The organism is Limnohabitans sp. T6-20, assembly GCF_003063505.1.
GTDB lineage: Bacteria > Pseudomonadota > Gammaproteobacteria > Burkholderiales > Burkholderiaceae_C > Limnohabitans_A.
Map to the genome: position 1 here is coordinate 631795 of NZ_NERW01000002.1, position 20381 is coordinate 652175.

The window sequence follows — 20381 nt, forward strand, 5'->3', positions numbered from 1 at the left end:
TTCAGGGCATGGCAAAGCTGGCGGCCAGTGAGCCCATGATCAGGCTCCAGCCATCGACCAGCACAAACAACATCAGTTTGAACGGCATCGAAATCATCATGGGCGACAACATCATCATGCCCATGGACATCAGCACGCTGGCCACGATCAGATCAATCACCACAAAGGGGATGTAAATCAGGAAGCCGATCGTGAATGCGCTTTTCAGCTCAGAGGTCAGGAAGGCCGGTACCAAAGTCATGAAGGGCACATCTTGCGAGCTCGCCACGCCTTTGTTGCGGGCAATTTCCATGAACATGGCGATGTCGTCTTCACGCGTTTGCAAGAGCATGAAGGCCCGAATGGGTTTTTCTGCGGCGGCCAGGGCTTTGTCAAACGACATCCCCTGGTTCATGTAGGGCAGCAGGGCGTTTTGGTAGACGTCGTTGAGCACGGGCGACATGACAAACAGTGTCAGGAACAGCGACAAACCCACAATGACCATGTTCGGCGGGGTCTGGCCAGTGCCCAGGGCTTGGCGCAGGATGGACATGACGATCACGATGCGCACGAAAGCGGTCATCATGAGCAGCAAAGAGGGCAGCACCGACAAAGTGGTCATCAAGGCCAGCAATTGCAGCGTGATGCTGTACTGCGTGCCTTTGCCCGTGTTGCTGCTGGTGATGGCCGGCATGTCGGGGGCCGCTTGCGCCAAGATGGGCAGCAACCCCAGCAGCAAGGTCAGGATCAGGCCGATGTGGACGGAGCGTTTCATGGGTGAGCGGTTTCAGTGGTGGGGACGGACGCCTCAGGGGCGGCAGGCATGGCGGGGGTCGCGGGCCACGGTGTCAGCACGGTCATTTGTTGAGCGGTGATGCCCACCAGGATTTCGCGCTCGTCCACCCGGACCAGCATGATTTTTTGACGGGGGCCGACCGACAGGGTTTCCAATGCTTGCAGACGTGCGGTGCTCTTGCGCAACAGCGATGAGCCGTTTTGCAATTTGCGCAAAGTCCACAACAGCGACAGCAGCAAGCCGATGACAAAAATGAAGCTGAACAGGTATTGCAACCAGTCTCCCAATGTCCATACCGAGTTCATGCTCTGACTGCTTTCGTTCAGAGGTTTTCAAGTCGCTCGGAGGCCGGCACGACGCGCGTCAGGCGGATGCCGTAACGGTCGTTCACCAGAACCACCTCGCCTTGGGCCACCACGGTGTTGTTGACCAGCAGGTTCAGTGGCTCGCCTGCGATGCGGTCCAGCTCGACCACGCTGCCTTGCGTCAGGCGCATCAGGTCACGGATTTTGATCACGGCGCGGCCGACCTCGATGGACAAAGTCACGGGGATGTTTTGCAAAACATCCGAGTGAATTTGGCCTTTGTCGTTGGTTTCCGGGCTGAATTCGGCGGTGGGGGTCAGTTCGCTCATGGGCGCTCCTCAATGGGGGTGTCGTGTCAGGCTTGGATATTGGGGCTGATGGCTTGGACGATCTTGACCGCCACCTGGCTGCCCATGGCACCCACTTCAACATCATAGACAGGCATGTCTTCAATCAGCGCTCTGGCCGACTCGGCCTTTTTGAAGGGCAAAACGTCGCCAGGCTGCATGGTTTGCAATTGCTGGAGCGACAAATGGAGTTTGCCCAGCAGGATCTGGATTTCCAGATCCGCGTCTTTGACGGCGTCGGCCAGTTGACCGCGCCAGACTTTGTCGGATTCTTCGTTGCCATCGCCGGTTTGGACCCGGCTGCGCAGCAAGTCACGCACAGGCTTGAGCGCCACATAGGGGATCACCATGTCGATGAAACCAGCCCCTTGCGTGGCGTTGTCCGATTCGAAGCGGCTGAGCACGACCAGGTCGTTCTCATCGGCAATTTGCGCAAACTGGGGGTTGATCTCGGAGCTCACATGCTCGAAATCGATGGGTGCGACGGGCGACCAGGCTTCTTTGAACGAGCGAAAGAAGACCTGCAGGATGATCTTGATGATGCGCGTTTCGGTGGGGGTGAACAGCCTGCCGGGTGGCAGTTGGCCGACACCGCGGCCGAAGCCGCCAAAGAAACTGTCCAGCGAGCTGAACACCACAGTGGGCTCGATCACGACCATGGCATAACCGCGCAAAGGAGCCATGCGGATGATGTTGACCGACAGCGGCGCTTTGAGGTCCTTGATGTAGTCGCCGAAACGCACGATCTGGGCGCGGCTGGGGTTGATGCGGGGGCTGGTGCGCAGCACCTCTAGCATGCCCAGGCGGAACATGCGGATGAAGCGCTCATTGATCATGTCAAGTGATGAGACGTTCACGCCCAGGCTGCTGTCTTCTGCCGCCAGGTCGTGCTTGCGCACCTGGGCATCCAGGTTGTAGCCCGTGTCAACATCCAGGCTGCCATCGCTGATGCTGGCCGACAAGGCGGCCAGTTCGTCTTCGGACAACAGGGGTTGGTTTTCAGCCATGGTCAATGGTTCTTTTCAAGGGTGCGCAGAATCACTGCACCACAAAGCTGGTGAAGTAAACCTCTTCGATGCCGCCGAAGTCTTCGTACTTTTGCAGAACGCCGTTCATCTCTTCACGGATTTTGGCCGCCAACTCCTTGCGGAAATCGGGTTTGGCCAGATCGGCTTCGGTCATTTGACGCATCGCATCCAGAGCTACCGAGCGCAGCGCAAATTCATGCTTCTTGGCATTCTTGAAAACGCGCTCGTCGTAGTGCGTCATGATGGCCAGGTTCAGCTGGATCACTTTGCGGGTATTGGTCAGGTTGGAAACCAGAGGCTTTTCCAGCTCCATGTAGCTGTTTTCGAAGCGTTGGAGCTCTGGAGACTCTTTGGCCACCTTTTGAGGCGCGGCTTCACTGGCCGCAGCTTTGCTCTCGGCGGCGCCTTCTTCCATGTGCTTCAGCGCTTCTTCGGCTGCATGGGTGTCTTTTTTGTCGAAAAAGCCGGTGACGAACATGGTTCCCACCGCCGTGCCGACCAGCAGCAAAATGGCCACCAGGGCGATCACCACAATTTTGATCAACGGCGATTTCTTCTTGCCTTCAACTTCGATTTCTTCGTCTGCCATGTTCATTCCTTGATTGATTGCGTGTCAAACCAGCACATCCCAGCCGTCTTTCCCCATTTTCATGCGCGGGGCGTTGGCGACGAGCGGTACCGTGGATTCTGAATCGTTGACGCTGGACATTGTCGATTTTGACATTTGTCCAGGTGTCGACTCTCCGCCACGTTTTTGTGTTTGGCCATCACCAACCTGCATTGAAGCAACATCCATGCCCATTTGGTTCAGGGTGTCTTTGAGCTTCGCCATGCCGTCTTGCAGGAGTTCACGGGTCACGGCTTGCGGGGCCGTGAAGACGGCGTCCAGCTCACCGCTGCGCATCCGCATTTCCACTTCAATATGGCCCAAGGTGGCGGGCCGCAGTGAGAGTTTCAGGTGCCATTGTCCTTTTTCGATCTCGGACAGGATGCGCTGACCCACCGCTTGGCCCATCTTTTCGGCCAGGTTCTGAAGGTTTTCGCTGCGTTGTGCTGAGCCAGACTCAGGCGCGGAGGCGCTGGCGTCCGGGGTCTGGACGTCCTGTTTGGCCGCTGTGGCGATCTCTTGGCGGTGTCCTGTGTGTCCTGACAAGGGGGTGGGTGCATCTGACGATACCGATGCGCCGGCTTCGGCCAATGCCAGGCTCAAGCCCTCCAGCAGTTCCGGGCTTGCCGCTTGCGTCAAGTCCAGCTCGCTCTCGGCGATCTCGGTCGGTTTGGTGACGGTTGGCTTGTCCGGTGCGACGGCCAGGGTGTTGCGGAGCATCCAGATGGCCGCAGGTGCAGCAGGGGCCATAAGGTTGATTTGAACTTTGGCCGCGTCCGACGGGTCTTCTTGTGCAGAGGCGACCACGCGGGCTTTTTCGGTCTGTTGGGCCATGGCCCACAGTGCTGCCGTGTTCAAAGCATTGTTTGCGATCTGCGTGTCTGATTTGGTCGCTGCGCCTGTTTTCATCGGATCACCGGGTAAGCTTGCGGCGGAATCTGCCGCAACCATGTCGGATGATACTTCTAAAGTACTCACTTCAAAGCCTTGAGGCAAGGTTCCGACCGCACTCAAAGGGCTGGCACTTGCCAGGCTTGTCACGCTCTCGCTCGGTGCGGCAGGGGGGGGCATCGTCAAGCCAGGGGCCGTGCCCATGAGCCATTGCACAGCGGTTTCGTCCAGTCCTTGTGATCTGGCAAAGGCTTCGAGGCTCTGCTCATCGGGCGCTGCGGTTTCTGCGGTGATGACATTCAGGTGGGGCCCTAGATGGACGGCTTTCAAAAAATCTCCCCCTAGCGCGGTGCCGAAACCGGGCAACACAGGCTGCATGGCCAGGTCAGCGGCCACTTCTTGCCTCGGCAAGTTTTGCCCCGGTTCATGGGGTTGGCCCATGACGTTCGACATCACCTGACCAAACTCAGAGGCATCCGAGCCGGTATTTTTGTCATTTTTGAGATCCAAAGAATCGCTTTTAGGGCTGCTGGTGACGCGGATCGGTTGTTCAATCAAGGCGAAAGTCATGGGCGTGGCGCTTTTTTCAGGGGTTTTGACAGGGTCAAAGGGCTCATTCACAGCGGAAAATTTTTGCCGCTTGCGTCTGATATCACCTGATTCAGCAAGTTGCGCACCAGCTTTCAAGGGTTCGCGGTGACCGGGTCCATCGCAGGGTGTCGGTGGGCGTGGCATGCCCCTTGCTTAATGGTGTTGAAATATTTACACCCGACCTCCTGTTTACTCTGCCCGAGCCCTTCCACCCATGAGCACATTGACCCTGTCAGCGATCCGACAGAACTTCTCCCGCTTCGATTTGGCGGGCTTGGGTTTGCCCGCTTTGGTCTTGTTGATCATGGCGATGCTGGTGGTGCCGCTGCCGCCTTTGTTGCTGGACATCCTGTTCACTTTCAACATCATGATCGGCCTGGTGGTCATCATGATCGCAATTGGCACGCGCAAACCGCTGGAGTTTTCGTCCTTTCCCTCGGTCTTGCTGTTCGCCACCATGTTGCGGCTGGCTTTGAACGTGGCCTCCACCCGCGTGGTGTTGGTCAAGGGCCACGAAGGCCCCGAGGCCGCCGGCAAAGTGATTGCCGCCTTTGGCGAGTTCGTGATCGGCGGCAACTACGTGGTCGGTTTCATCATTTTCGTGATCTTGATGATCGTGAACTTTTTTGTGGTGACCAAGGGTGCAGGGCGCGTCTCTGAGGTCAATGCCCGCTTCACCTTGGACGCCATGCCCGGCAAACAAATGTCGATCGATGCCGACCTGAACGCTGGCGTGATCGATCAGGAAACCGCCAAAAAACGCCGCGAAGAGTTGGCACAGGAGTCGGACTTCTTCGGCTCCATGGACGGTGCCTCCAAATTCGTCAGCGGCGACGCGATGGCGGGTTTGCTGATTTTGATCATCAACATCGTGGGTGGCTTGGCCATCGGCATTGGCCAGCACAGCCTGTCCGTGGGCGATGCGACCCGTATTTATGTTCTGCTGACCATCGGTGACGGTCTGGTCGCCCAGATCCCGTCCTTGTTCCTGTCGCTGGCGACCGCCATCATCGTGACCCGGGTGACGACTTCCGAGTCGATGACCGAGCAGGCCACCACCCAGCTGTCGAATGTGCCCGCCTTGTTCATCGCTGCAGGCATCCTGACCGTTTTGGGCCTGGTGCCGGGCATGCCGCACCTGGTCTTTTTGACCCTGGCCGCTGCCACCGCCGGGGTGGCGTTCATGGTCATGCAAAAACAGATGCAGCTGGAGCAAAGCACCGCAGCCCCCGCATTGCCCACCACGGATGCCCCCAAAGAACTCGACTGGGACGATGTGGAACAGGTGGATTTGATTGGTTTGGAAATTGGCTATGGCTTGATCCCTTTGGTCAACGTCGAGTCGGGCGGTCAGCTGATGACGCGCGTCAAGGGCGTGCGCAAGAAACTTTCGGCCGAATTGGGCTTTCTGGTGCAGCCGGTGCGTATCCGCGATGCGCTCAACCTGGAGCCCGACGCCTACCACATCGTTTTGAATGGCGTGGTGCGCGGGCGTGGCGAAGTCAAGGTCGGTCGTGAGCTGGCGATCAACCCCGGCAAGGTCTACGGCAAAGTCGAAGGCCAGCCCACCAAAGAGCCTGCTTTCGGCCTCGAAGCCGTCTGGATCGAGCCCGCCTGGCGCGATCAGGCCCGCGCTTTGGGTTACACCGTGGTCGACCCCAGCACGGCCATTGCCACCCACATGAACAAGGTTCTGCGTGACAACGCTTCTGAACTGATGAGCCACGATGAGGCCCAAAAACTGCTGGACAAGTTGGCCGCCAAATCGCCCAAACTGGTCGAAGAGCTGGTGCCGGGCAAGTTGTCTTTGGGCGTGGTGACCCGCACCTTGCAAAACTTGTTACTGGAGTCGGTGCCCATTCGCGACATGCGCACCGTCGTCGAGGCCTTGACCGAGGTCTGCGGTCGCACGCAAGACCCCGATCAGTTGACGCAGCTGATCCGTCCCAAGCTGGGCCGCATGATTGTGCAAAGCCTGACTGAAAACCGTGACACCTTGTCGGTCTTGACGCTGGACCCCCAGCTGGAGCAGTTGCTGCACAACGTGCTGCAACAAAATACCAATTCGGCCGGCATGGTGCTGGAACCCAGCCTGGCCGAAAGCCTTTTTGCCGCCCTGCGCGAAAGCGCCCGGGCCACCGAAGAGCAGGGCCTGCCCGCTGTGCTGGTGGTTTCCCCCGCGATTCGGCCCTGGATGTCGCGCGCTGTGCGCTACCGCGTGAACGACCTCACGGTGCTGTCTTACAGCGAAATACCGGATGACCAGTCTGTCAAGGTGATCAACACCGTGCAAGCCGATCCACGCAACAACCCTTCTGTTAGCAAAGCCTGATAAATCATGGAACTCAAACGCATCATTGCCCGCGACAGCCGATCAGCGAATGAAAAAGCCATTCAGTTGTATGGTCCCGATGTCCTGATCATTTCAAGCCAAAGGGTGGATCAGCAAACTGAATTGATCGTGGCCGTCGACGTGGCCAGCGAAGCGGCCTTGGCCGATACGGCAGCGCAGCAGGCTCAGCCAACGGTGACGTTCAACAATCCGTCCGACGACCTGGCTTTCAAGGCTGACAAAGACCAGTCCCTGCCTTTTGCCGAGGTGTTTCAAAACGCCAACGCCCAAGCGGTGTCTGTGCCTGAGCCAGAAGCGGCAGACACAGGGGATTTTCAGACAGCCCAGGCCGGTTTGATCGCGCGCACTGTGGCGGCTGAGCGCCAGGCGCCAAGCGCTGTGGCCTTGCAAGAGGCTGCGCTGGCCCAAGCTGCACAAGCCGCCCACTACGAACAACAACGCAGCCAGGAAATCGTCGCCATGCTGCGCGAGGAAATGTCGGCTTTGCGCCGTGAGTTTGCGCTGTCCCGTCAAATGCAGCCTTGGCAGCAAACGCTGGGCTTGTCACCCGACATCCAGAAGCTGTCCATGGCCATGCAAGAAGTCGGCATGCCTGTGGCCCTGCGCAGCTTGCTGACAGACAGCATTCAAGGCCTGCAGACGCTGGGTGAGGCCTGGCCTGTGGTGCAAAGCATGTTGGCCGATGCCATCAACCGCCCCGCCATGAAGGTGCCTGATGCGGGCGTGCATGTTTTGTGCGGGCCTTCGGGCGCTGGCAAAACCTCCATGCTGGGTCGTTTGGCCTATGCCGCCGCCCAGACACACGGGGCTGAAAAGCAAGTCATGATCAGTTACGGCGACCAACGCCCAGGTGCTTGGTCACAAATCCAGTTGCTGGCTTCGCAGGCGGGTGCATCCTGCTTCCGGGCTGCTGACTTGGCCATGCTGCAGACCTTGTTGGACGACTTGCATGGCAAGACGGTCTGGATTGACACGCCGGGTACCGATTTCGCGGCCCATGCACAACAACTCAAGCAGTCCTTTTCTGGTGCAGGCATTCATGCTGTGCTGCCTGTTGATGCTACAGTGACCAGTGTGCAAAAAACCCTCCAAAATTCGGACATCCGCTGGTCATCCCTGATGCTGACCAAAGTGGACGAAGCCGCCTATCCTTGGCCTTTGATCAAAGGCTTGTGTGACCAGCCGCTGAGCGTTTCGTGCATGGCCGAAGACAGCCGGATCAATGTGGCCCCTCTGGCTTTCGGTGTTGAGCGCCTGGTCGGCTTGGCGATGACGCCTTTGCAGGCCCTGTTGCCCGAAATCCAGCATGTGTCAGCCTCGGCGAAGCCCGCCAAAGCGGTGCGCAAACCCCGAGTCAAAAAAGAAGCAGATATGGCCTTTGAAGTTCAACCCAAGCCCCGTGCTGTCAAGCCACGGGCTGTGACGGCCAAGTCGTCTGCCAAGGCTGTTCATGGATAAGAAAAGTTTCCCTCAGGTGATCGGTGTGGCCAGCGGCAAAGGCGGTGCGGGCAAAACCACCGTGTCGATCAATTTGGCCGTGGCTTTGGCCATGCGCGGCCACAAAGTGATGCTGCTGGACGCCGACTTGGGCATGGCCAATGCGCAAATTGCGCTGGGTGCACATGCCCCCTACAACATCAGCCATGTGCTCAATGGCAGCAAAACGCTGCAAGAAGTGTTGATCACCACGGCGCAGGGCGTTCGTTTGGTGCCCGGTGCCTCCGGTTTGCGCGACATTGCCGCGTTGGATTCGGCGCAAATCGCCACCATGATCCACGCCTTTGACACCCTGGATGAGCCCGTGGACTACCTGGTGGTCGATGTGGCTGCGGGCATTGCGCCCGCCGTGCTGGAGTTCATGGCTGCTTGCCAGCGCCGCTTTGTGGTGGTGTGCGATCAGCCATCTTCGATTGCCGATGCCTACGGCTTGATCAAAGTCATGTCGACCGAGCAGTCGTTGGACGAGATTTACCTGATCCCCAATATGGTGGGCAGCGCCCATGAAGGCCGGCAGCTTTACCGCCGCCTGAACGATGTGTGCACCCGTTTTCTGGGTGTGTCGATCCGTTATTTACACGCCATTGAGGGCGATGAGCTGGTGCTGCAGGCTTTGCGCAAATACCAGTCGGTCCTTGATTACGCCCCGGGCAGTGCCGCTGCGCGGGATTTCCGAGGTCTGGCCGAGGCGGTGATCCAGTTGCCCCTGGTCCAGTCGGCCTCTGGTCGCATGCAATTTTTCATGGAGCGCATGCTCCGTGTTCCAGTGGGCGGGTAAGGCGCATGAGCAGCAATGTCTCCCTGTACGAAGAGGTCGGGAACCGGCACGAGTCGTTGATCCTGACGCATATGCCGATGGTCAAACGCGTGGCGGTGCACCTGAAAGCCCGTTTACCGCCTTTCATGGAGCTGGACGAATTGGTTCAGGTGGGCATGGTGGGTTTGATCGAAGCCGCACGGTCTTTTGATCCCACCAAGGGTTTTGAGTTTGAGCACTTCGCCCTCAGTCGGGTGCGTGGGGCCATCCTGGACGAAGTCCGCAGGCAGTCCTTCTTGCCTCGCTCGGCGGTCGCTTTCAACAAAAACGAGAATGAAGCAGTCCATGTGCTCGCTGCAGAGCTGGGGCGCGCACCGACCCAGGTCGAGTTGGCCCAGTTCATGGGCAAGGAAATTGAAGAGTTTCACAAAGAGCGAGGCCAGGCCAAACGCTTTGAAACTTTCTCGATGGAGGTCGTGAACGACGAGGTCATGAGCATGCCGGGCGACAGTTCGATGCAGCCCGAAGTCATGGTGGAAGAAGCCGAATTCATGGAGGCGGTGGTGCAAGCCATTGACCAATTGCCCGAACGGGAACGCATGGTCATGTCGCTTTATTACGTCGAAGAGCTTAATCTCAAGGAGATTGGCGAGGTTTTAGGCGTCAGTGAGTCTAGGGTCAGTCAAATTCTTTCTGCAGTGGTGAAGAAATTGCGGCAAAATCTGCAAATATCATAAATTCACCAAAAACTCTGATGCTCAGTATTTTCAACCGCAACAGCCCTGCCGATGACATGCGACGCGCCGTCGCGGCGTTTGAAAAAGTGACATCCCTCGAATCGGATTCGCGGGATGCGCGCAGCTTGCGCATGCGCATGGGTATGATTTGCCGCGCCCATCTGGACAAGACGTTTGTGGCCGGTGCCGAACAAACGGCCGCTTGGCAAGAGCTGGCCCGAATGGCGCTGGTGGCAGGCAAGCCGGTGCCAGAAGCCCCTGCGCCCTCCAAATTCCAGAAAATTCGCGCAGGCGAATCCGATATTTACGCTTACTTGCCGGAAGAGTACGTGACCGAGGCCTTTGCTTTGGGCGCACGCTACCAAAAAACGGATCTGTCAGCCCCCAAAGCTATTGAAGCCATGCAGGCCTTGGCCAACCAGATCAGTTATTACGAACTGCGGCTCGAAGAGCCGTTTCAGGTACTGGCTTTCCTGCGCGATGAGTTGGCGGCAGAGGCTGCCTTGCAAGAAGCTGCAGAGTGCTTGGCGCAGGCCGCAGAGGACGGCTGCTCCTCCACGCCTTCAGGCGGATCGCCTGCTGCTTGATCGCCATGGAAGCTTTGGTCAACGCCCTGATGGCGATCGGCATGTTGCTGATCCTGATATTGGTCATTTATTTGATTGATCGGGTCAATGCGATTGAAAAAGAAACCCGCAAAGTAGTGACGTCCATCAATGAAAAGTCGGCCCGTGCGGCGACGCCTTTCATGGGCTTGTCCTCCAAAAAATTGTGGGATGCCATGACGGGCAGGGCCGCTGAGGGCCTGGATGCGGAGGCCATCATTGAATTGCGCAGTCAATACCAGTTGGTGCTTTCGAAGCACATGGAAGCGCTTTACAAGGAGGGCTTCAAGGATGGGCAGCGCGGCTTGTCCGGCGAGCCCAAGAACACCAAGCAAATTTCCACATCCAAAGGCCTGGTGGAGTCCTGGATTCCATCGGCACAGGCCAATGCCTTGTACCAATGTGGTCTGAATGCATCGCAAACCCCTGAATCTGAGTGGGCCCCCATTCGGGCCTCCATGGACGAAGCAGGGCAGTTTTTGTTGACCAAAACCCAGCAGGATGCGAGCAGTCCTTTGTCGGATTGGTTGATGCCGTCTTCTGCCCTGAATGCCGCCCCCTCTTTTGTGACAGCCGATTTGGTCTTGCCTGTTCAAGTCCCCGTCGACGAAGCCGCTCGTTGATCGGGTTGGGTGACGGCCCGAAAGAATGTGCCTTGATTGGCCCGATCGGACTCAAGTTTTCTCAGATCCCGCCGATTCCTCTGTTACTGAAGTAGTAAAGGGGTTTTTTCCATGCGTGCCTATTCCAAGTTTGCTGAGAGTTACGGTTCTGTTCAAGTCGTGACCGGCGTTGCCACCGCTGACAACATCCAATTGATCCAGATGTTGTTTGATGGCTTGTTGGAGAGCCTCGCAACCGCATCGGGCCACATCCAGAACAACGTCATTGAAGAAAAATCCAAAGCATTGGCCCGTGCAGGCCGTATCGTGGTGGGTTTGCAAGGCGCACTGGATTTCGAGCGTGGCGGTGAGTTGGCTCAAAACCTCAATGAGTTGTACGCCTACATCACACGCCGACTGTTCCACGTCAACGCACAGAACGACTTGACGGCACTGGAAGAAGTCAAAACCCTGATCAGGGACATTTCGCAAGCTTGGCAGACCCTGCCCAGCTTGTTGGCAGACGCCAGCCGCAAGACACATTACGCCAACTGATGGGGTGTGGGATCGGGCAAGGCCGATTGGTCTGCCCGACAGGGATCGAACCTGTGACCCACAGCTTAGAAGGCTGTTGCTCTATCCAACTGAGCTACGGGCAGAAGCAAAGATTCGCGAGAAACACAAAAGGCCCTGATGGGCCTTTTTTGTGGGCGTCCAAGACGCTATTTTTGGAGATGACCCTGGAAGTTTGATTCCGGGGAAATGGTCGGAGCGGCGGGATTCGAACTCGCGACCCTCTGCTCCCAAAGCAGATGCGCTACCAGGCTGCGCTACGCTCCGACTGTCGATATTCTAACCTCCAAATCAGCCATTCCGGGCGCAAGCCGCAAAAAATCGCATCTTCATCGTTCGGATTCGCCGACAACAGGGATGGGGCGGTGGCGTTTTGTCAAAAGCTTTGCCCAGCAAAACGGCCTGTCGAGGCAGGCCGTTTTGGGTGGGCGCATGACGTGCTCAGCTGCCGCGTGTGATGGGCATGTCCACTTCACCGGGCATCGCCAGGTGCTTGGCCAACTCCAGCTTGGCCAGTGAGTTGCGGTGCACCTCGTCCGGACCGTCTGCCAGACGCAGGGTGCGCTGGTGGGCGTAGGCATAAGCCAGTGGGAAGTCTTGCGACACACCGCCGCCGCCGTGGGCCTGGATGGCCCAGTCGATGATCTGGCAGGCCATGTTGGGGGCCACGATCTTGATCATGGCGATCTCGGCCTTGGCCACCTTGTTGCCCACGGTGTCCATCATGGAGGCCGCTTTGAGGGTCAGCAAGCGGGCCTGTTCAATCATGCAGCGCGATTCGGCGATGCGTTCTTGCCAGACGGTTTGGCGTGCGACTTCGCGGCCAAAGGCGACGCGGGTGTTCAGGCGCTGGCACATCAGCTCCAGTGCGCGTTCGGCAACGCCGATGGTGCGCATGCAGTGGTGAATCCGGCCTGGGCCCAAGCGGCCTTGTGCGATTTCAAAGCCACGGCCTTCGCCGAGCAGGATGTTTTCAACCGGCACGCGCACGTTCTTGAGCAACACTTCCATGTGGCCATGCGGCGCATCGTCGTAGCCAAACACCGATAGGGCGCGCACCACGGTGATGCCGGGGGCGTTGGCGGGCACCACGATCATCGATTGCTGCTCATGGCGGCCTGCATCGGGGTTGGTCTTGCCCATCACGATGTAAACGGCGCAACGTGGGTCACCGGCACCGGACGACCACCATTTGCGGCCATTGATGACGTATTCGTTGCCTTCGCGGCGGATTTCGCACTCGATGTTGGTGGCGTCGGATGACGCCACATCGGGCTCGGTCATCAGGAAAGCCGAGCGGATTTCACCGCGCAGCAGAGGCTCAAGCCATTCGTCTTTGAGGCTTTCGCTGGCGTAACGCTCCAGCGTTTCCATGTTGCCGGTGTCGGGGGCCGAGCAGTTGAAGATTTCGGCCGCAAAAGGCACCCGGCCCATGATTTCGCAAAGCGGCGCGTATTCGAGGTTGGACAAACCTTGCGGTGCGCGTGTGGACTTGGGCAGGAACAGGTTCCACAAGCCTGCCGCCTTTGCTTTGGGTTTGAGTTCCTCGACAATTTTGGTCGGAATCCAGGCATTGCCCTTGGCGCGGTTTTCGGCTATTTCCTCAAAGAAACGCGCTTCATTCGGGTAAATGTGCTCGTCCATGAAGGCCAGCAAGCGGGCTTGCATGTCTTTGACCTTGGGGGTGTATTCAAAATCCATGGTCTATCTCCTAGGGTTGGGATTCGGTTTGATGAAGAAAATCAGGCTTGACAGGCAAAACGCCACGCCAGCTCGGCCATGGGCTTGGCACCCGCGCCCGATGTTTTGGCTTGGTCACTGGACGCCGTGCCGTCTTCGACGCGTTTGGCAATGCCTTGCAAGATGGCCGCGATGCGGAACATGTTGTAGGCCAAGTAAAAGTTCCAGTCTTTGGCCAAGGCCTCGGGCGTGGTGAAGCCCGTGCGGTCGCAATAGCGGCGGATGTATTCGGCCTCGCTGGGGATGCCCAGAGCCTGCAGATCGAGCCCGCCAATCCCTCTGAATGTGCCCGGGCTGATGTGCCAGGCCATGCAGTGGTAGCTGAAGTCTGCCAGCGGGTGGCCCAGCGTGGACAGTTCCCAGTCGAGCACGGCCATCACGCGGGCTTCGGTCGGGTGGAACATCAGGTTGTCCAGGCGGTAGTCGCCATGCACGATGCCCACCAGCGAGTCGTCTTGGGCGCTGGCCGGGATGTTTTTGGGCAGCCACTCGATCAATTTATCCATCTCGGGGATGGGCTGCGTGATGGAAGCCGCGTACTGCTTGCTCCAGCGACCGATCTGGCGCTCGATGTAGTTGCCGGGTTTGCCGTAGCTGCTCAGCCCTTGTTTGGCGAAGTCAACCTTGTGCAAGGCGGCCATGACGCGGTTCATTTCGTCGTAAATCGCGCCACGCTCGGCGGGCGTCATGCCTGGCAAGGATTGGTCCCACAGCACACGGCCTTGCACGAATTCCATGACATAAAACGCCCGACCAATCACCGATTCGTCGTCACACAGAACGTGCATCTCGGCCACCGGCACATCGGTGCCGTGCAGGCCTTTCATCACGGCGAACTCGCGCTCAATCGCGTGCGCAGAAGGCAGCAACTTGGCCACGGGGCCGGGCTTGGCCCGCATCACGTATTGGCGCGACGGCGTGATGAGTTTGTAGGTGGGGTTGGATTGCCCCCCCTTGAACATTTCCACGCTCAAGGGGCCCGCAAAGCCGGGGAGTCTGGCGCTGAGCCAGTTTTCCAAAGCCAGGACGTCGAAGGTGTGAGAGCCCGTGACAGGCCGGGTCCCCACGAAATGATCAAAAGCACTCATGGGGCACCTGTGTCCGCTGCGTTCAGCGGTGATGGGTTAAAAAAAGAGCGTGTCAGTGGTCCGCGTTCACGATGGCCAGCAGGGCATCGCGGTCCAGCACCACCAAGCCACCCGGCTCGATCCGGATGATCAGCTCGCGTTCCATTTGCTTGAGTTCCTGGTTCACGCGTTGACGTGAGGCCCCCAGCAATTGCGCCAATTCTTCTTGCGCCAGTTGCAAACTGATGCGCACGGCTTTGGCGTCCGACAAACTCGGCACGCCATAGCTGCGCAACAAGTGGTTGAGCTGTTTGGCCAGGCGCGCACGCAAGGGCAGGGTGTTGAGGTCTTCCACCAAACCATACAGCTGGCGAATGCGCCGTGACTGCAGTCGCAGCATGGCTTCGTAAAACTCGACGTGCTGTGACAGGATTTTCTTGAAGTCGGCCTTGGCCACGTTCAAGGTGGTGGTGTCGCCGTGTGCATAGCAGTCGTGCGTGCGTCGGTCTCCGTCGAAGATCGACACATCGCCAAACCAGATGCCTGGCTCCACATAGGTCAGCGTGATCTGCTTGCCCGACACCGAGGTCGAGCTGACACGCACGGCGCCCTTGGCGCAGGCGATCCACTGCTCGGGTGGATCTCCCCGTGCAGCGAGCATGTCGCCATCTTTGTGTCGTTTGACGTAAGCGCATCGAAGTATGTCGTGACGTAGTGAAGGTGAAAGGCTTGAGAACCAGCGACCACTGTTGATCGCTTCTCTTTCCTCCATTGTCAGAATCGGTTCGTCCATGCTCTGTCCTTTGAGTGACTGGTGATCGGATTTTTGTCGCCTGGGGGACCAGACGGCTTATTCGTATTGGGGTTTTTGCTTGTTCAAAAACGCTGCAATGCCAATGCCAGCATTGTTGTGGTGCAGGTTTTTGACAAAGTGGTCGCGTTCGCGGGCCAACTGTGCGTTCAGGGTGCTGTCGTCGGCATCCGACAACAACTCCTTGATGCTGGCCAATGCATTGGGTGCGCGGGCATTGATTTGATCGGCCAGCTTCAGCGTTTCTGCCAGTGCTTGCCCCGCATCGGTCAATCGGTTGACCACGCCCAGTTGCTGCAGACGCTCGGCACCGATGCGTTCACCGCACATCAAGAGCTCGGTGGCCAGCTGGCGAGGCACAGTACGTGACAAGCTCCAGCTGCCGCCGCCGTCGGGCGACAGGGCAATGCCGCTGTAGGCCATCACGAACACGCTGTTGCGCGCCGCGACAATCATGTCGCAGGCCAGCGCCAGTGAAAAACCGGCTCCGGCCGCAGGCCCTTCCACGGCCGCGATGACGGGCTTGGGGAAGGTGCGGATGGCTTCGATCCAGTTGTGCAGGCCTTCGATGCTTTGCGCCTGATGCTCGGGCGGCAGCTGGCGGTTGTTTTGCAGGCGCTGCAAATTGCCGCCCGCGCTGAAGATGCCGTTGGCCCCGGTGATGACCACGCTGCGCACATCGGGGCTCGATTCGGCCACGCTCAGGGCTTCGACCCCGGCGGCGTACATCTCGGGCCCGAGGGCGTTGCGAAACTCGGGATTGCTGAGGGTCAGGATCAGTGTCTGACCTTCGCTGGTACTGAGCAGTTGAGCAGTCATCTTCAGTCTTCCGTGTGCATGAGCGACAGGCCAATCGCACCACGGCGGCGCAACCACGGGCTGGGGCGGTAACGCATGTCGCCATAGACGGTTTGCATGTTGAACAGCACTTCGAGGATGCTGTCCGGGCCAAAGCGGTTGCCCATGGCCAATGGCCCCAGCGGATAGGCCAGGCCCAGCGTGACGGCGGTTTCCAGGTCTTGCGGGGTGCAGATGCGCTGCTGACAGATGTCGGACGCGATGTTCACGATGGTGGCCACCACGCGTTGGGTGACAAAGCCGCCGCTGTCGCGGATGACCGAGACCGCTTTGCCGTCGCGCGCAAACAGGGCGTGCGCCGCGTCGCGCATGTCGGCACGGGTGGCGGGGTTGGTGGCCAGCACACGGCGCTTGGTGGCGCTGTCGTTGACCAGCATGTCGATGCCCACGGTGCGGGCCGGGTCCAGGCGCTCGACCACGGCCACGGTGGTGATGTCAAAGCCCAGCGGGGCGACGATGGTCAGCGCTTCTGGTGAGGGCGATGCGCCGGTTTCAATTTTCGCACCCAGGTCCTTGAGCAGTTGCAGCAGCTCCATGCGGCGCGCCGCACGCGGCGAGACCCACACGGGCGGAATGGTGTCCACCACGGGCACGGGTGGTTCGGCGGGCACTTGCGCCACGCCGTCCACGTATTTGTAGAAGCCTTCGCCCACTTTTTTGCCGACCACGCCTCCGGCCAGGCGCTGGGCAGTGATCACGTTGGGACGGTAGCGCGGCTCTTCGTAATACTGGTGGTAAATCGCCTCGATCACATGGTGCGAGACATCGAGTGCCGTCAGGTCAAACAGCTCGAACGGGCCGAGTTTGAAACCGACCTGGTCGCGCAGGATGCGGTCAATGGTGGCGAAATCAGCGATGCCCTCGCTCACGATGCGCAGGGCTTCGGTGCTGTAACCGCGCCCGGCGTGGTTGACGATGAAGCCGGGTGTGTCTTGTGCCTGCACGGGCGTGTGGCCCATCTGGCGGGCAAACTCAGACAAGCGCTCGCAAACAGCAGCGTCGGTCTTGAGGCCTGCGATGACCTCGACCACTTTCATCAGGGGCACGGGGTTGAAGAAGTGGTAACCGGCAAACTGGCCGGGGCGCTGCAAAGCGGCGGCAATCGCGGTCACCGACAGCGAGGAGGTGTTGGTCACCAGCACGGCGGTGGGTGCCAGCACTTTTTCCAGATCACTGAACAGGCTTTTCTTGATGTCGAGCTTTTCGACAATGGCTTCGACCACCAACTCGCAACCGGCCAGGTCTTGCAGGTTGGTGGCACCCAGCAGGCGGCTTTTGTGGCCGGCCACGGCTTCGGCCGTCAGTCGGCCTTTTTCCTGCAGCTTGTCCCATTGCTGGAACACCGCGTCGCGGGCTTTGGCGATGGCTTCGGGCTGGGTGTCGTACAGCCAGACCTGGCTGCCTGCCTGGGCGGCGATTTGGGCAATGCCCCGGCCCATGGCGCCTGCGCCAATGATGGCGACTTTTGAAAATGCGAGTGTCATGTCGAAAAAGTCAGAGTCAAAAGGAAATCGTGGACCGGTGTCACCGGTGCGTAACAGGCCATTATCGCCCCGCTTAAAGGGCCTCAACCGGGGGCGGGTAAGGGGTGCAGGCGTGCGTAGCGGGTGGCCAGCAGGCTCAGGGCCATGGCCAGCAACATGCCAACCAGGCTGAAATGTGGCAATGCCTCCAGACCACGCTGCACGATCACAGCCGCACCGATGGTGGCCCCCAGAGCCTGCCCGGCGTACATGGCCGAGGTGTTGAGTGCGATGGAGGCCGACGCCAGCCAGGGCGCTTGCCCCACCAGCCGGGCTTGCTGGGCCGAGTTGGATGCAAACACCCCCAAGCCCCAGGGCAACAGCACCACACCCATGGCCAGCCAGCTGTTGGCCCAGGGGGCCATGAGCATGCCGCAGCAGATGCAGCCCAGTGCCATCAGCACGGCCCGGGATGCGCCCACCCTGTCGATGTAATGCGAAAGCAGGGCGTTGCCGACAAAGCCCATGCCGCCGTAGCAGACCAGCAGCGCGCTGAACTGGGCCGGGTCGGTGTCAAAACGGGTGTGTATGTAGGGGGCCATGTAGCTGAACAGCACAAACTGCCCGCCTGCAGAGATCACGGTCACACTCAGTGTCACCAGCAAAGTGCGCGATGAAAGGATTTGCCGCCAGGCCGCCGCCGACAGGGCTGGGGGGACCACGCCATCGGGCATGCGCCGCCACAGCCACTGAGCGCCGACCAGAGAAAGTGCGGCAATCAGGCCCATGGACCAACGCCAGCCCAGCGTGCCGCCGATCCAGGCCCCCAAAGGCATGCCCAGCACCGAAGCCACCGACCAACCCAAAAACACAAACGTGATGGCCCGCCCGCGCTGATGCGCGGGCACCAGCAGCCCGATGCACGAGGCCGCCTGTGGGGTGAAGATGGCCGCCGACACCAACGCCAGAGAGCGCAACAGGGTGAGGCTGGCAAAGCCGGGGGCGAATGCGGCCAGCGCTTGCCACAGGCCGAACCACAGCAAGCTTCCTGCCAGCAATTTGCGCCGGTCCCAGCCAGCCACCAGCGCCGCAAACAAGGGCGCACCCAGACAAACCACCAGCGCACCCACAGATATCAGGTGCCCGGCCGTGGCCACCGACACCGAGAGGGACGAAACAATGTCATTGAGCACCCCGGCGGCAATCATGACGCCAGTGCCGATCACGATGTTGCCAAACATCATGGGCCACAAAACGCCCGGTAAACCGGCCTTGGGTGTGGGTGTGGTGGTTAGGTTCAAAGGGCGATTCTGCTGGGGTGCCGCGTTTTCAGCGCCGCACTTGCAATGCGCCAGGGTTGACGATGTTGGTCGGTGTGCCCTTGATGAAGTTCACCACGTTGTCAAACGCTGCGCCGAAATAGTGCTCGTAGCTGTCTTTTTCGACATACCCGATGTGGGGTGTGCAAATGCAGTTCTCCAGGCGCAGCAAGGCCGAGCCTTGCAAAATGGGTTCGGATTCGAAAACGTCGATGGCCGCCAAACCAGGGTGGCCGCGGTTCAAGGCCCCGATCAAGGCGTTGGGTTCGATCAGTTCGGCGCGTGACGTGTTCACAAACAAGGCGGAAGGCTTCATGCGGCCCAAATCATCGCTGGTCACGATGCCTTGAGTCGCCTCGTTGAAGCGCAGATGGAGTGACAGCACATCGGCTTCTTCAAAAAAAGACTCGCGACTGGCGGCGGCACGGTAGCCATCCCGACTGGCTTTGGTGCGAGATTCATCGCTGCCCCAAACCATGACATCCATGCCAAACGCCTTGCCGTAGCCCGCCACCAATTGGCCAATCTTTCCGTAACCCCAGATGCCCAGGGTTTTGCCTTTGAGCACCGTGCCCAAGCCAAAGTTGGCCGGCATGGACGCGGCTTTCAGTCCGGACTGCTGCCATGCCCCGTGTTTGAGGTTGCCAATGTATTGCGGCAAGCGCCGTGCTGCGGCCATGATCAAGGCCCATGTCAGCTCCGCTGGCGCCACGGGCGAGCCCACACCTTCGGCGACAGCCACGCCTCGTTCCGTACAGGCCGCCAGATCGATGTGCCCGCCCAAGCGGCCTGTCTGGACAATCAGTTTCAAGCGGGGCAGTTTTTCGATCACGGCACGCGTCAACTGGGTGCGTTCTCGAATCAGCACGATGATGTCAGCGTCTTTCAAGCGCACCGAAAGCTGGCCAATGCCTTTGACGGTGTTGGTGTAGACCTTTGCCGGAAAATTTTCGAGTTTGGCTGCGCAACTGAGTTTGCGCACCGCATCTTGGTAGTCGTCAAGGATCACAATGTTCATCCCTCCATTGTGCCTTGACGGAGCGGCCTGATCAGGCCGCCTGGGACGCTTTTGTGATCAAACGCGGGCTTGCGCGGCCTCCAGGGCCGCCAGCCTGTCCAGTTCGGCACAAACATCGGCCATGCGACCTGAAATCACCATGCGACCGGCACCTTTGACCCGTTGATCGCTTTCGGTGACCCGCAGGACACGCAGTGCGGGCGTGGTGGCAGCCGAGCGGGCGCAGCTGACTTGTGGCATGGCTTTCTGACCCGCTGGTGCACAAACGGGTCGGCGTGTGGCCCAGACCGGACGCAAATAGGCGTTGGCGCGTTGGGGTTTGGCCGCCAAAGGTGCAGCGCGGTTGAAGTTGGAGAAGCCTTGAAAAAGACCCGAAAGAGCAAGCAGAGCGATTCCCATGTGAAACCTTTCAAAAGCATGGAGGTTGGACACAGGCA

At 59.3% G+C, this 20381-nt stretch carries 21 protein-coding genes and 2 tRNA genes; 7 read left to right on the forward strand and 16 right to left on the reverse strand.

Annotated elements, in window-relative coordinates:
- Position 1: 1 nt before the first annotated feature.
- Genes fliP through B9Z33_RS09080 form a run of 6 tightly spaced genes read right to left on the reverse strand, consistent with a single transcriptional unit; the run spans position 2 to position 4523 of the window.
- A complete protein-coding gene (fliP, locus tag B9Z33_RS09055; RefSeq protein WP_108286676.1) occupies positions 2–754 on the reverse strand; it encodes a flagellar type III secretion system pore protein FliP in 753 nt (250 codons plus the stop codon).
- Positions 751–1080, reverse strand: a complete 330-nt coding sequence (gene fliO / locus B9Z33_RS09060; protein WP_108286677.1) for a flagellar biosynthetic protein FliO — start codon at positions 1078–1080, stop codon at positions 751–753. The genes fliP and fliO overlap by 4 nt, the downstream gene beginning before the upstream one ends.
- 17 nt (positions 1081–1097) lie before the next feature.
- Positions 1098–1409, reverse strand: coding sequence for a flagellar motor switch protein FliN (gene fliN / locus B9Z33_RS09065; protein WP_108286678.1), 312 nt, complete (start codon positions 1407–1409; stop codon positions 1098–1100).
- Positions 1410–1435: 26 nt separating this feature from the next.
- The gene (gene fliM / locus B9Z33_RS09070) at positions 1436–2434 is read right to left on the reverse strand and encodes a flagellar motor switch protein FliM (protein ID WP_233252777.1); all 999 of its coding nucleotides are present in this window, start codon (positions 2432–2434) and stop codon (positions 1436–1438) included.
- 31 nt (positions 2435–2465) lie between these two features.
- A complete protein-coding gene (fliL, locus tag B9Z33_RS09075) occupies positions 2466–3044 on the reverse strand; it encodes a flagellar basal body-associated protein FliL (RefSeq protein WP_108287075.1) in 579 nt (192 codons plus the stop codon).
- A gap of 24 nt (positions 3045–3068) precedes the next feature.
- On the reverse strand, positions 3069–4523 hold the full coding sequence (locus tag B9Z33_RS09080; protein ID WP_158270199.1) for a flagellar hook-length control protein FliK: 1455 nt from the start codon (positions 4521–4523) through the stop codon (positions 3069–3071).
- A gap of 235 nt (positions 4524–4758) precedes the next feature.
- Here B9Z33_RS09080 and flhA point away from each other — a divergent pair, with 235 nt between their 5' ends.
- The 7 genes from flhA to fliS all read left to right on the forward strand — a co-directional run bounded on the left by flhA (position 4759) and on the right by fliS (position 11650).
- Entirely contained in the window at positions 4759–6876 is a 2118-nt protein-coding gene (gene flhA, locus B9Z33_RS09085; protein WP_108286681.1) for a flagellar biosynthesis protein FlhA, read from the forward strand.
- Positions 6877–6882: 6 nt separating this feature from the next.
- Positions 6883–8355, forward strand: coding sequence for a hypothetical protein (locus B9Z33_RS09090; RefSeq protein ID WP_108286682.1), 1473 nt, complete (start codon positions 6883–6885; stop codon positions 8353–8355).
- Positions 8348–9172 carry a MinD/ParA family protein gene (locus B9Z33_RS09095; RefSeq protein WP_108286683.1) on the forward strand — a complete coding sequence of 275 codons (825 nt, stop codon included), beginning with the start codon at positions 8348–8350 and terminating at the stop codon, positions 9170–9172. Before B9Z33_RS09090 ends, B9Z33_RS09095 begins: the two co-directional genes overlap by 8 nt.
- A gap of 5 nt (positions 9173–9177) precedes the next feature.
- The gene (gene fliA / locus B9Z33_RS09100; protein ID WP_108286684.1) at positions 9178–9888 is read left to right on the forward strand and encodes an RNA polymerase sigma factor FliA; all 711 of its coding nucleotides are present in this window, start codon (positions 9178–9180) and stop codon (positions 9886–9888) included.
- A gap of 17 nt (positions 9889–9905) precedes the next feature.
- The gene (locus tag B9Z33_RS09105; RefSeq protein WP_108286685.1) at positions 9906–10475 is read left to right on the forward strand and encodes a hypothetical protein; all 570 of its coding nucleotides are present in this window, start codon (positions 9906–9908) and stop codon (positions 10473–10475) included.
- 5 nt (positions 10476–10480) lie between these two features.
- Positions 10481–11116, forward strand: coding sequence for a hypothetical protein (locus B9Z33_RS09110; RefSeq protein ID WP_233252803.1), 636 nt, complete (start codon positions 10481–10483; stop codon positions 11114–11116).
- 111 nt (positions 11117–11227) lie between these two features.
- A complete protein-coding gene (gene fliS / locus B9Z33_RS09115; protein ID WP_108286686.1) occupies positions 11228–11650 on the forward strand; it encodes a flagellar export chaperone FliS in 423 nt (140 codons plus the stop codon).
- A gap of 27 nt (positions 11651–11677) precedes the next feature.
- On the opposite strand, the gene B9Z33_RS09120 is transcribed toward fliS, so the two are convergent.
- The 10 genes from B9Z33_RS09120 to B9Z33_RS09165 all read right to left on the reverse strand — a co-directional run bounded on the left by B9Z33_RS09120 (position 11678) and on the right by B9Z33_RS09165 (position 20343).
- Positions 11678–11754: transfer RNA gene (locus tag B9Z33_RS09120), tRNA-Arg, on the reverse strand.
- Between the two features lie 104 nt (positions 11755–11858).
- Positions 11859–11935 (reverse strand) — tRNA-Pro (locus B9Z33_RS09125).
- 174 nt (positions 11936–12109) lie between these two features.
- Positions 12110–13369 (reverse strand): acyl-CoA dehydrogenase family protein, encoded by a 1260-nt coding sequence (locus B9Z33_RS09130; RefSeq protein ID WP_108286687.1) that lies wholly within the window; start codon positions 13367–13369, stop codon positions 12110–12112.
- Between the two features lie 41 nt (positions 13370–13410).
- Entirely contained in the window at positions 13411–14496 is a 1086-nt protein-coding gene (locus B9Z33_RS09135) for a phosphotransferase (protein WP_108286688.1), read from the reverse strand.
- 52 nt (positions 14497–14548) lie between these two features.
- The gene (locus tag B9Z33_RS09140) at positions 14549–15268 is read right to left on the reverse strand and encodes a Crp/Fnr family transcriptional regulator (RefSeq protein WP_026036857.1); all 720 of its coding nucleotides are present in this window, start codon (positions 15266–15268) and stop codon (positions 14549–14551) included.
- A gap of 57 nt (positions 15269–15325) precedes the next feature.
- Positions 15326–16105, reverse strand: a complete 780-nt coding sequence (locus B9Z33_RS09145) for an oxepin-CoA hydrolase, alternative type (protein ID WP_108286689.1) — start codon at positions 16103–16105, stop codon at positions 15326–15328.
- 2 nt (positions 16106–16107) lie between these two features.
- Complete coding sequence (locus tag B9Z33_RS09150; RefSeq protein WP_108286690.1) at positions 16108–17628, reverse strand: 3-hydroxyacyl-CoA dehydrogenase; 1521 nt, start codon at positions 17626–17628, stop codon at positions 16108–16110.
- Positions 17629–17711: 83 nt separating this feature from the next.
- Positions 17712–18908 (reverse strand): MFS transporter, encoded by a 1197-nt coding sequence (locus tag B9Z33_RS09155; protein ID WP_233252778.1) that lies wholly within the window; start codon positions 18906–18908, stop codon positions 17712–17714.
- 28 nt (positions 18909–18936) lie between these two features.
- Positions 18937–19944 carry a D-2-hydroxyacid dehydrogenase family protein gene (locus B9Z33_RS09160; protein WP_108286692.1) on the reverse strand — a complete coding sequence of 336 codons (1008 nt, stop codon included), beginning with the start codon at positions 19942–19944 and terminating at the stop codon, positions 18937–18939.
- 57 nt (positions 19945–20001) lie between these two features.
- Positions 20002–20343 (reverse strand): hypothetical protein, encoded by a 342-nt coding sequence (locus tag B9Z33_RS09165; RefSeq protein WP_108287076.1) that lies wholly within the window; start codon positions 20341–20343, stop codon positions 20002–20004.
- Between the last annotated feature and the right edge of the window lie 38 nt (positions 20344–20381).

Excerpts from the sequence above, each read along its gene's own strand:
- fliP (WP_108286676.1), bottom strand. The coding sequence starts at position 754 with ATGAAACGCTCCGTCCACATCGGCCTGATCCTGACCTTGCTGCTGGGG.
- fliO (WP_108286677.1), bottom strand. The coding sequence starts at position 1,080 with ATGAACTCGGTATGGACATTGGGAGACTGGTTGCAATACCTGTTCAGC.
- fliN (WP_108286678.1), bottom strand. The coding sequence starts at position 1,409 with ATGAGCGAACTGACCCCCACCGCCGAATTCAGCCCGGAAACCAACGAC.
- fliM (WP_233252777.1), bottom strand. The coding sequence starts at position 2,434 with ATGGCTGAAAACCAACCCCTGTTGTCCGAAGACGAACTGGCCGCCTTG.
- fliL (WP_108287075.1), bottom strand. The coding sequence starts at position 3,044 with ATGGCAGACGAAGAAATCGAAGTTGAAGGCAAGAAGAAATCGCCGTTG.
- B9Z33_RS09080 (WP_158270199.1), bottom strand. The coding sequence starts at position 4,523 with ATGACTTTCGCCTTGATTGAACAACCGATCCGCGTCACCAGCAGCCCT.
- flhA (WP_108286681.1), top strand. The coding sequence starts at position 4,759 with ATGAGCACATTGACCCTGTCAGCGATCCGACAGAACTTCTCCCGCTTC.
- B9Z33_RS09090 (WP_108286682.1), top strand. The coding sequence starts at position 6,883 with ATGGAACTCAAACGCATCATTGCCCGCGACAGCCGATCAGCGAATGAA.
- B9Z33_RS09095 (WP_108286683.1), top strand. The coding sequence starts at position 8,348 with ATGGATAAGAAAAGTTTCCCTCAGGTGATCGGTGTGGCCAGCGGCAAA.
- fliA (WP_108286684.1), top strand. The coding sequence starts at position 9,178 with ATGAGCAGCAATGTCTCCCTGTACGAAGAGGTCGGGAACCGGCACGAG.
- B9Z33_RS09105 (WP_108286685.1), top strand. The coding sequence starts at position 9,906 with ATGCTCAGTATTTTCAACCGCAACAGCCCTGCCGATGACATGCGACGC.
- B9Z33_RS09110 (WP_233252803.1), top strand. The coding sequence starts at position 10,481 with ATGGAAGCTTTGGTCAACGCCCTGATGGCGATCGGCATGTTGCTGATC.
- fliS (WP_108286686.1), top strand. The coding sequence starts at position 11,228 with ATGCGTGCCTATTCCAAGTTTGCTGAGAGTTACGGTTCTGTTCAAGTC.
- B9Z33_RS09130 (WP_108286687.1), bottom strand. The coding sequence starts at position 13,369 with ATGGATTTTGAATACACCCCCAAGGTCAAAGACATGCAAGCCCGCTTG.
- B9Z33_RS09135 (WP_108286688.1), bottom strand. The coding sequence starts at position 14,496 with ATGAGTGCTTTTGATCATTTCGTGGGGACCCGGCCTGTCACGGGCTCT.
- B9Z33_RS09140 (WP_026036857.1), bottom strand. The coding sequence starts at position 15,268 with ATGGACGAACCGATTCTGACAATGGAGGAAAGAGAAGCGATCAACAGT.
- B9Z33_RS09145 (WP_108286689.1), bottom strand. The coding sequence starts at position 16,105 with ATGACTGCTCAACTGCTCAGTACCAGCGAAGGTCAGACACTGATCCTG.
- B9Z33_RS09150 (WP_108286690.1), bottom strand. The coding sequence starts at position 17,628 with ATGACACTCGCATTTTCAAAAGTCGCCATCATTGGCGCAGGCGCCATG.
- B9Z33_RS09160 (WP_108286692.1), bottom strand. The coding sequence starts at position 19,944 with ATGAACATTGTGATCCTTGACGACTACCAAGATGCGGTGCGCAAACTC.
- B9Z33_RS09165 (WP_108287076.1), bottom strand. The coding sequence starts at position 20,343 with ATGGGAATCGCTCTGCTTGCTCTTTCGGGTCTTTTTCAAGGCTTCTCC.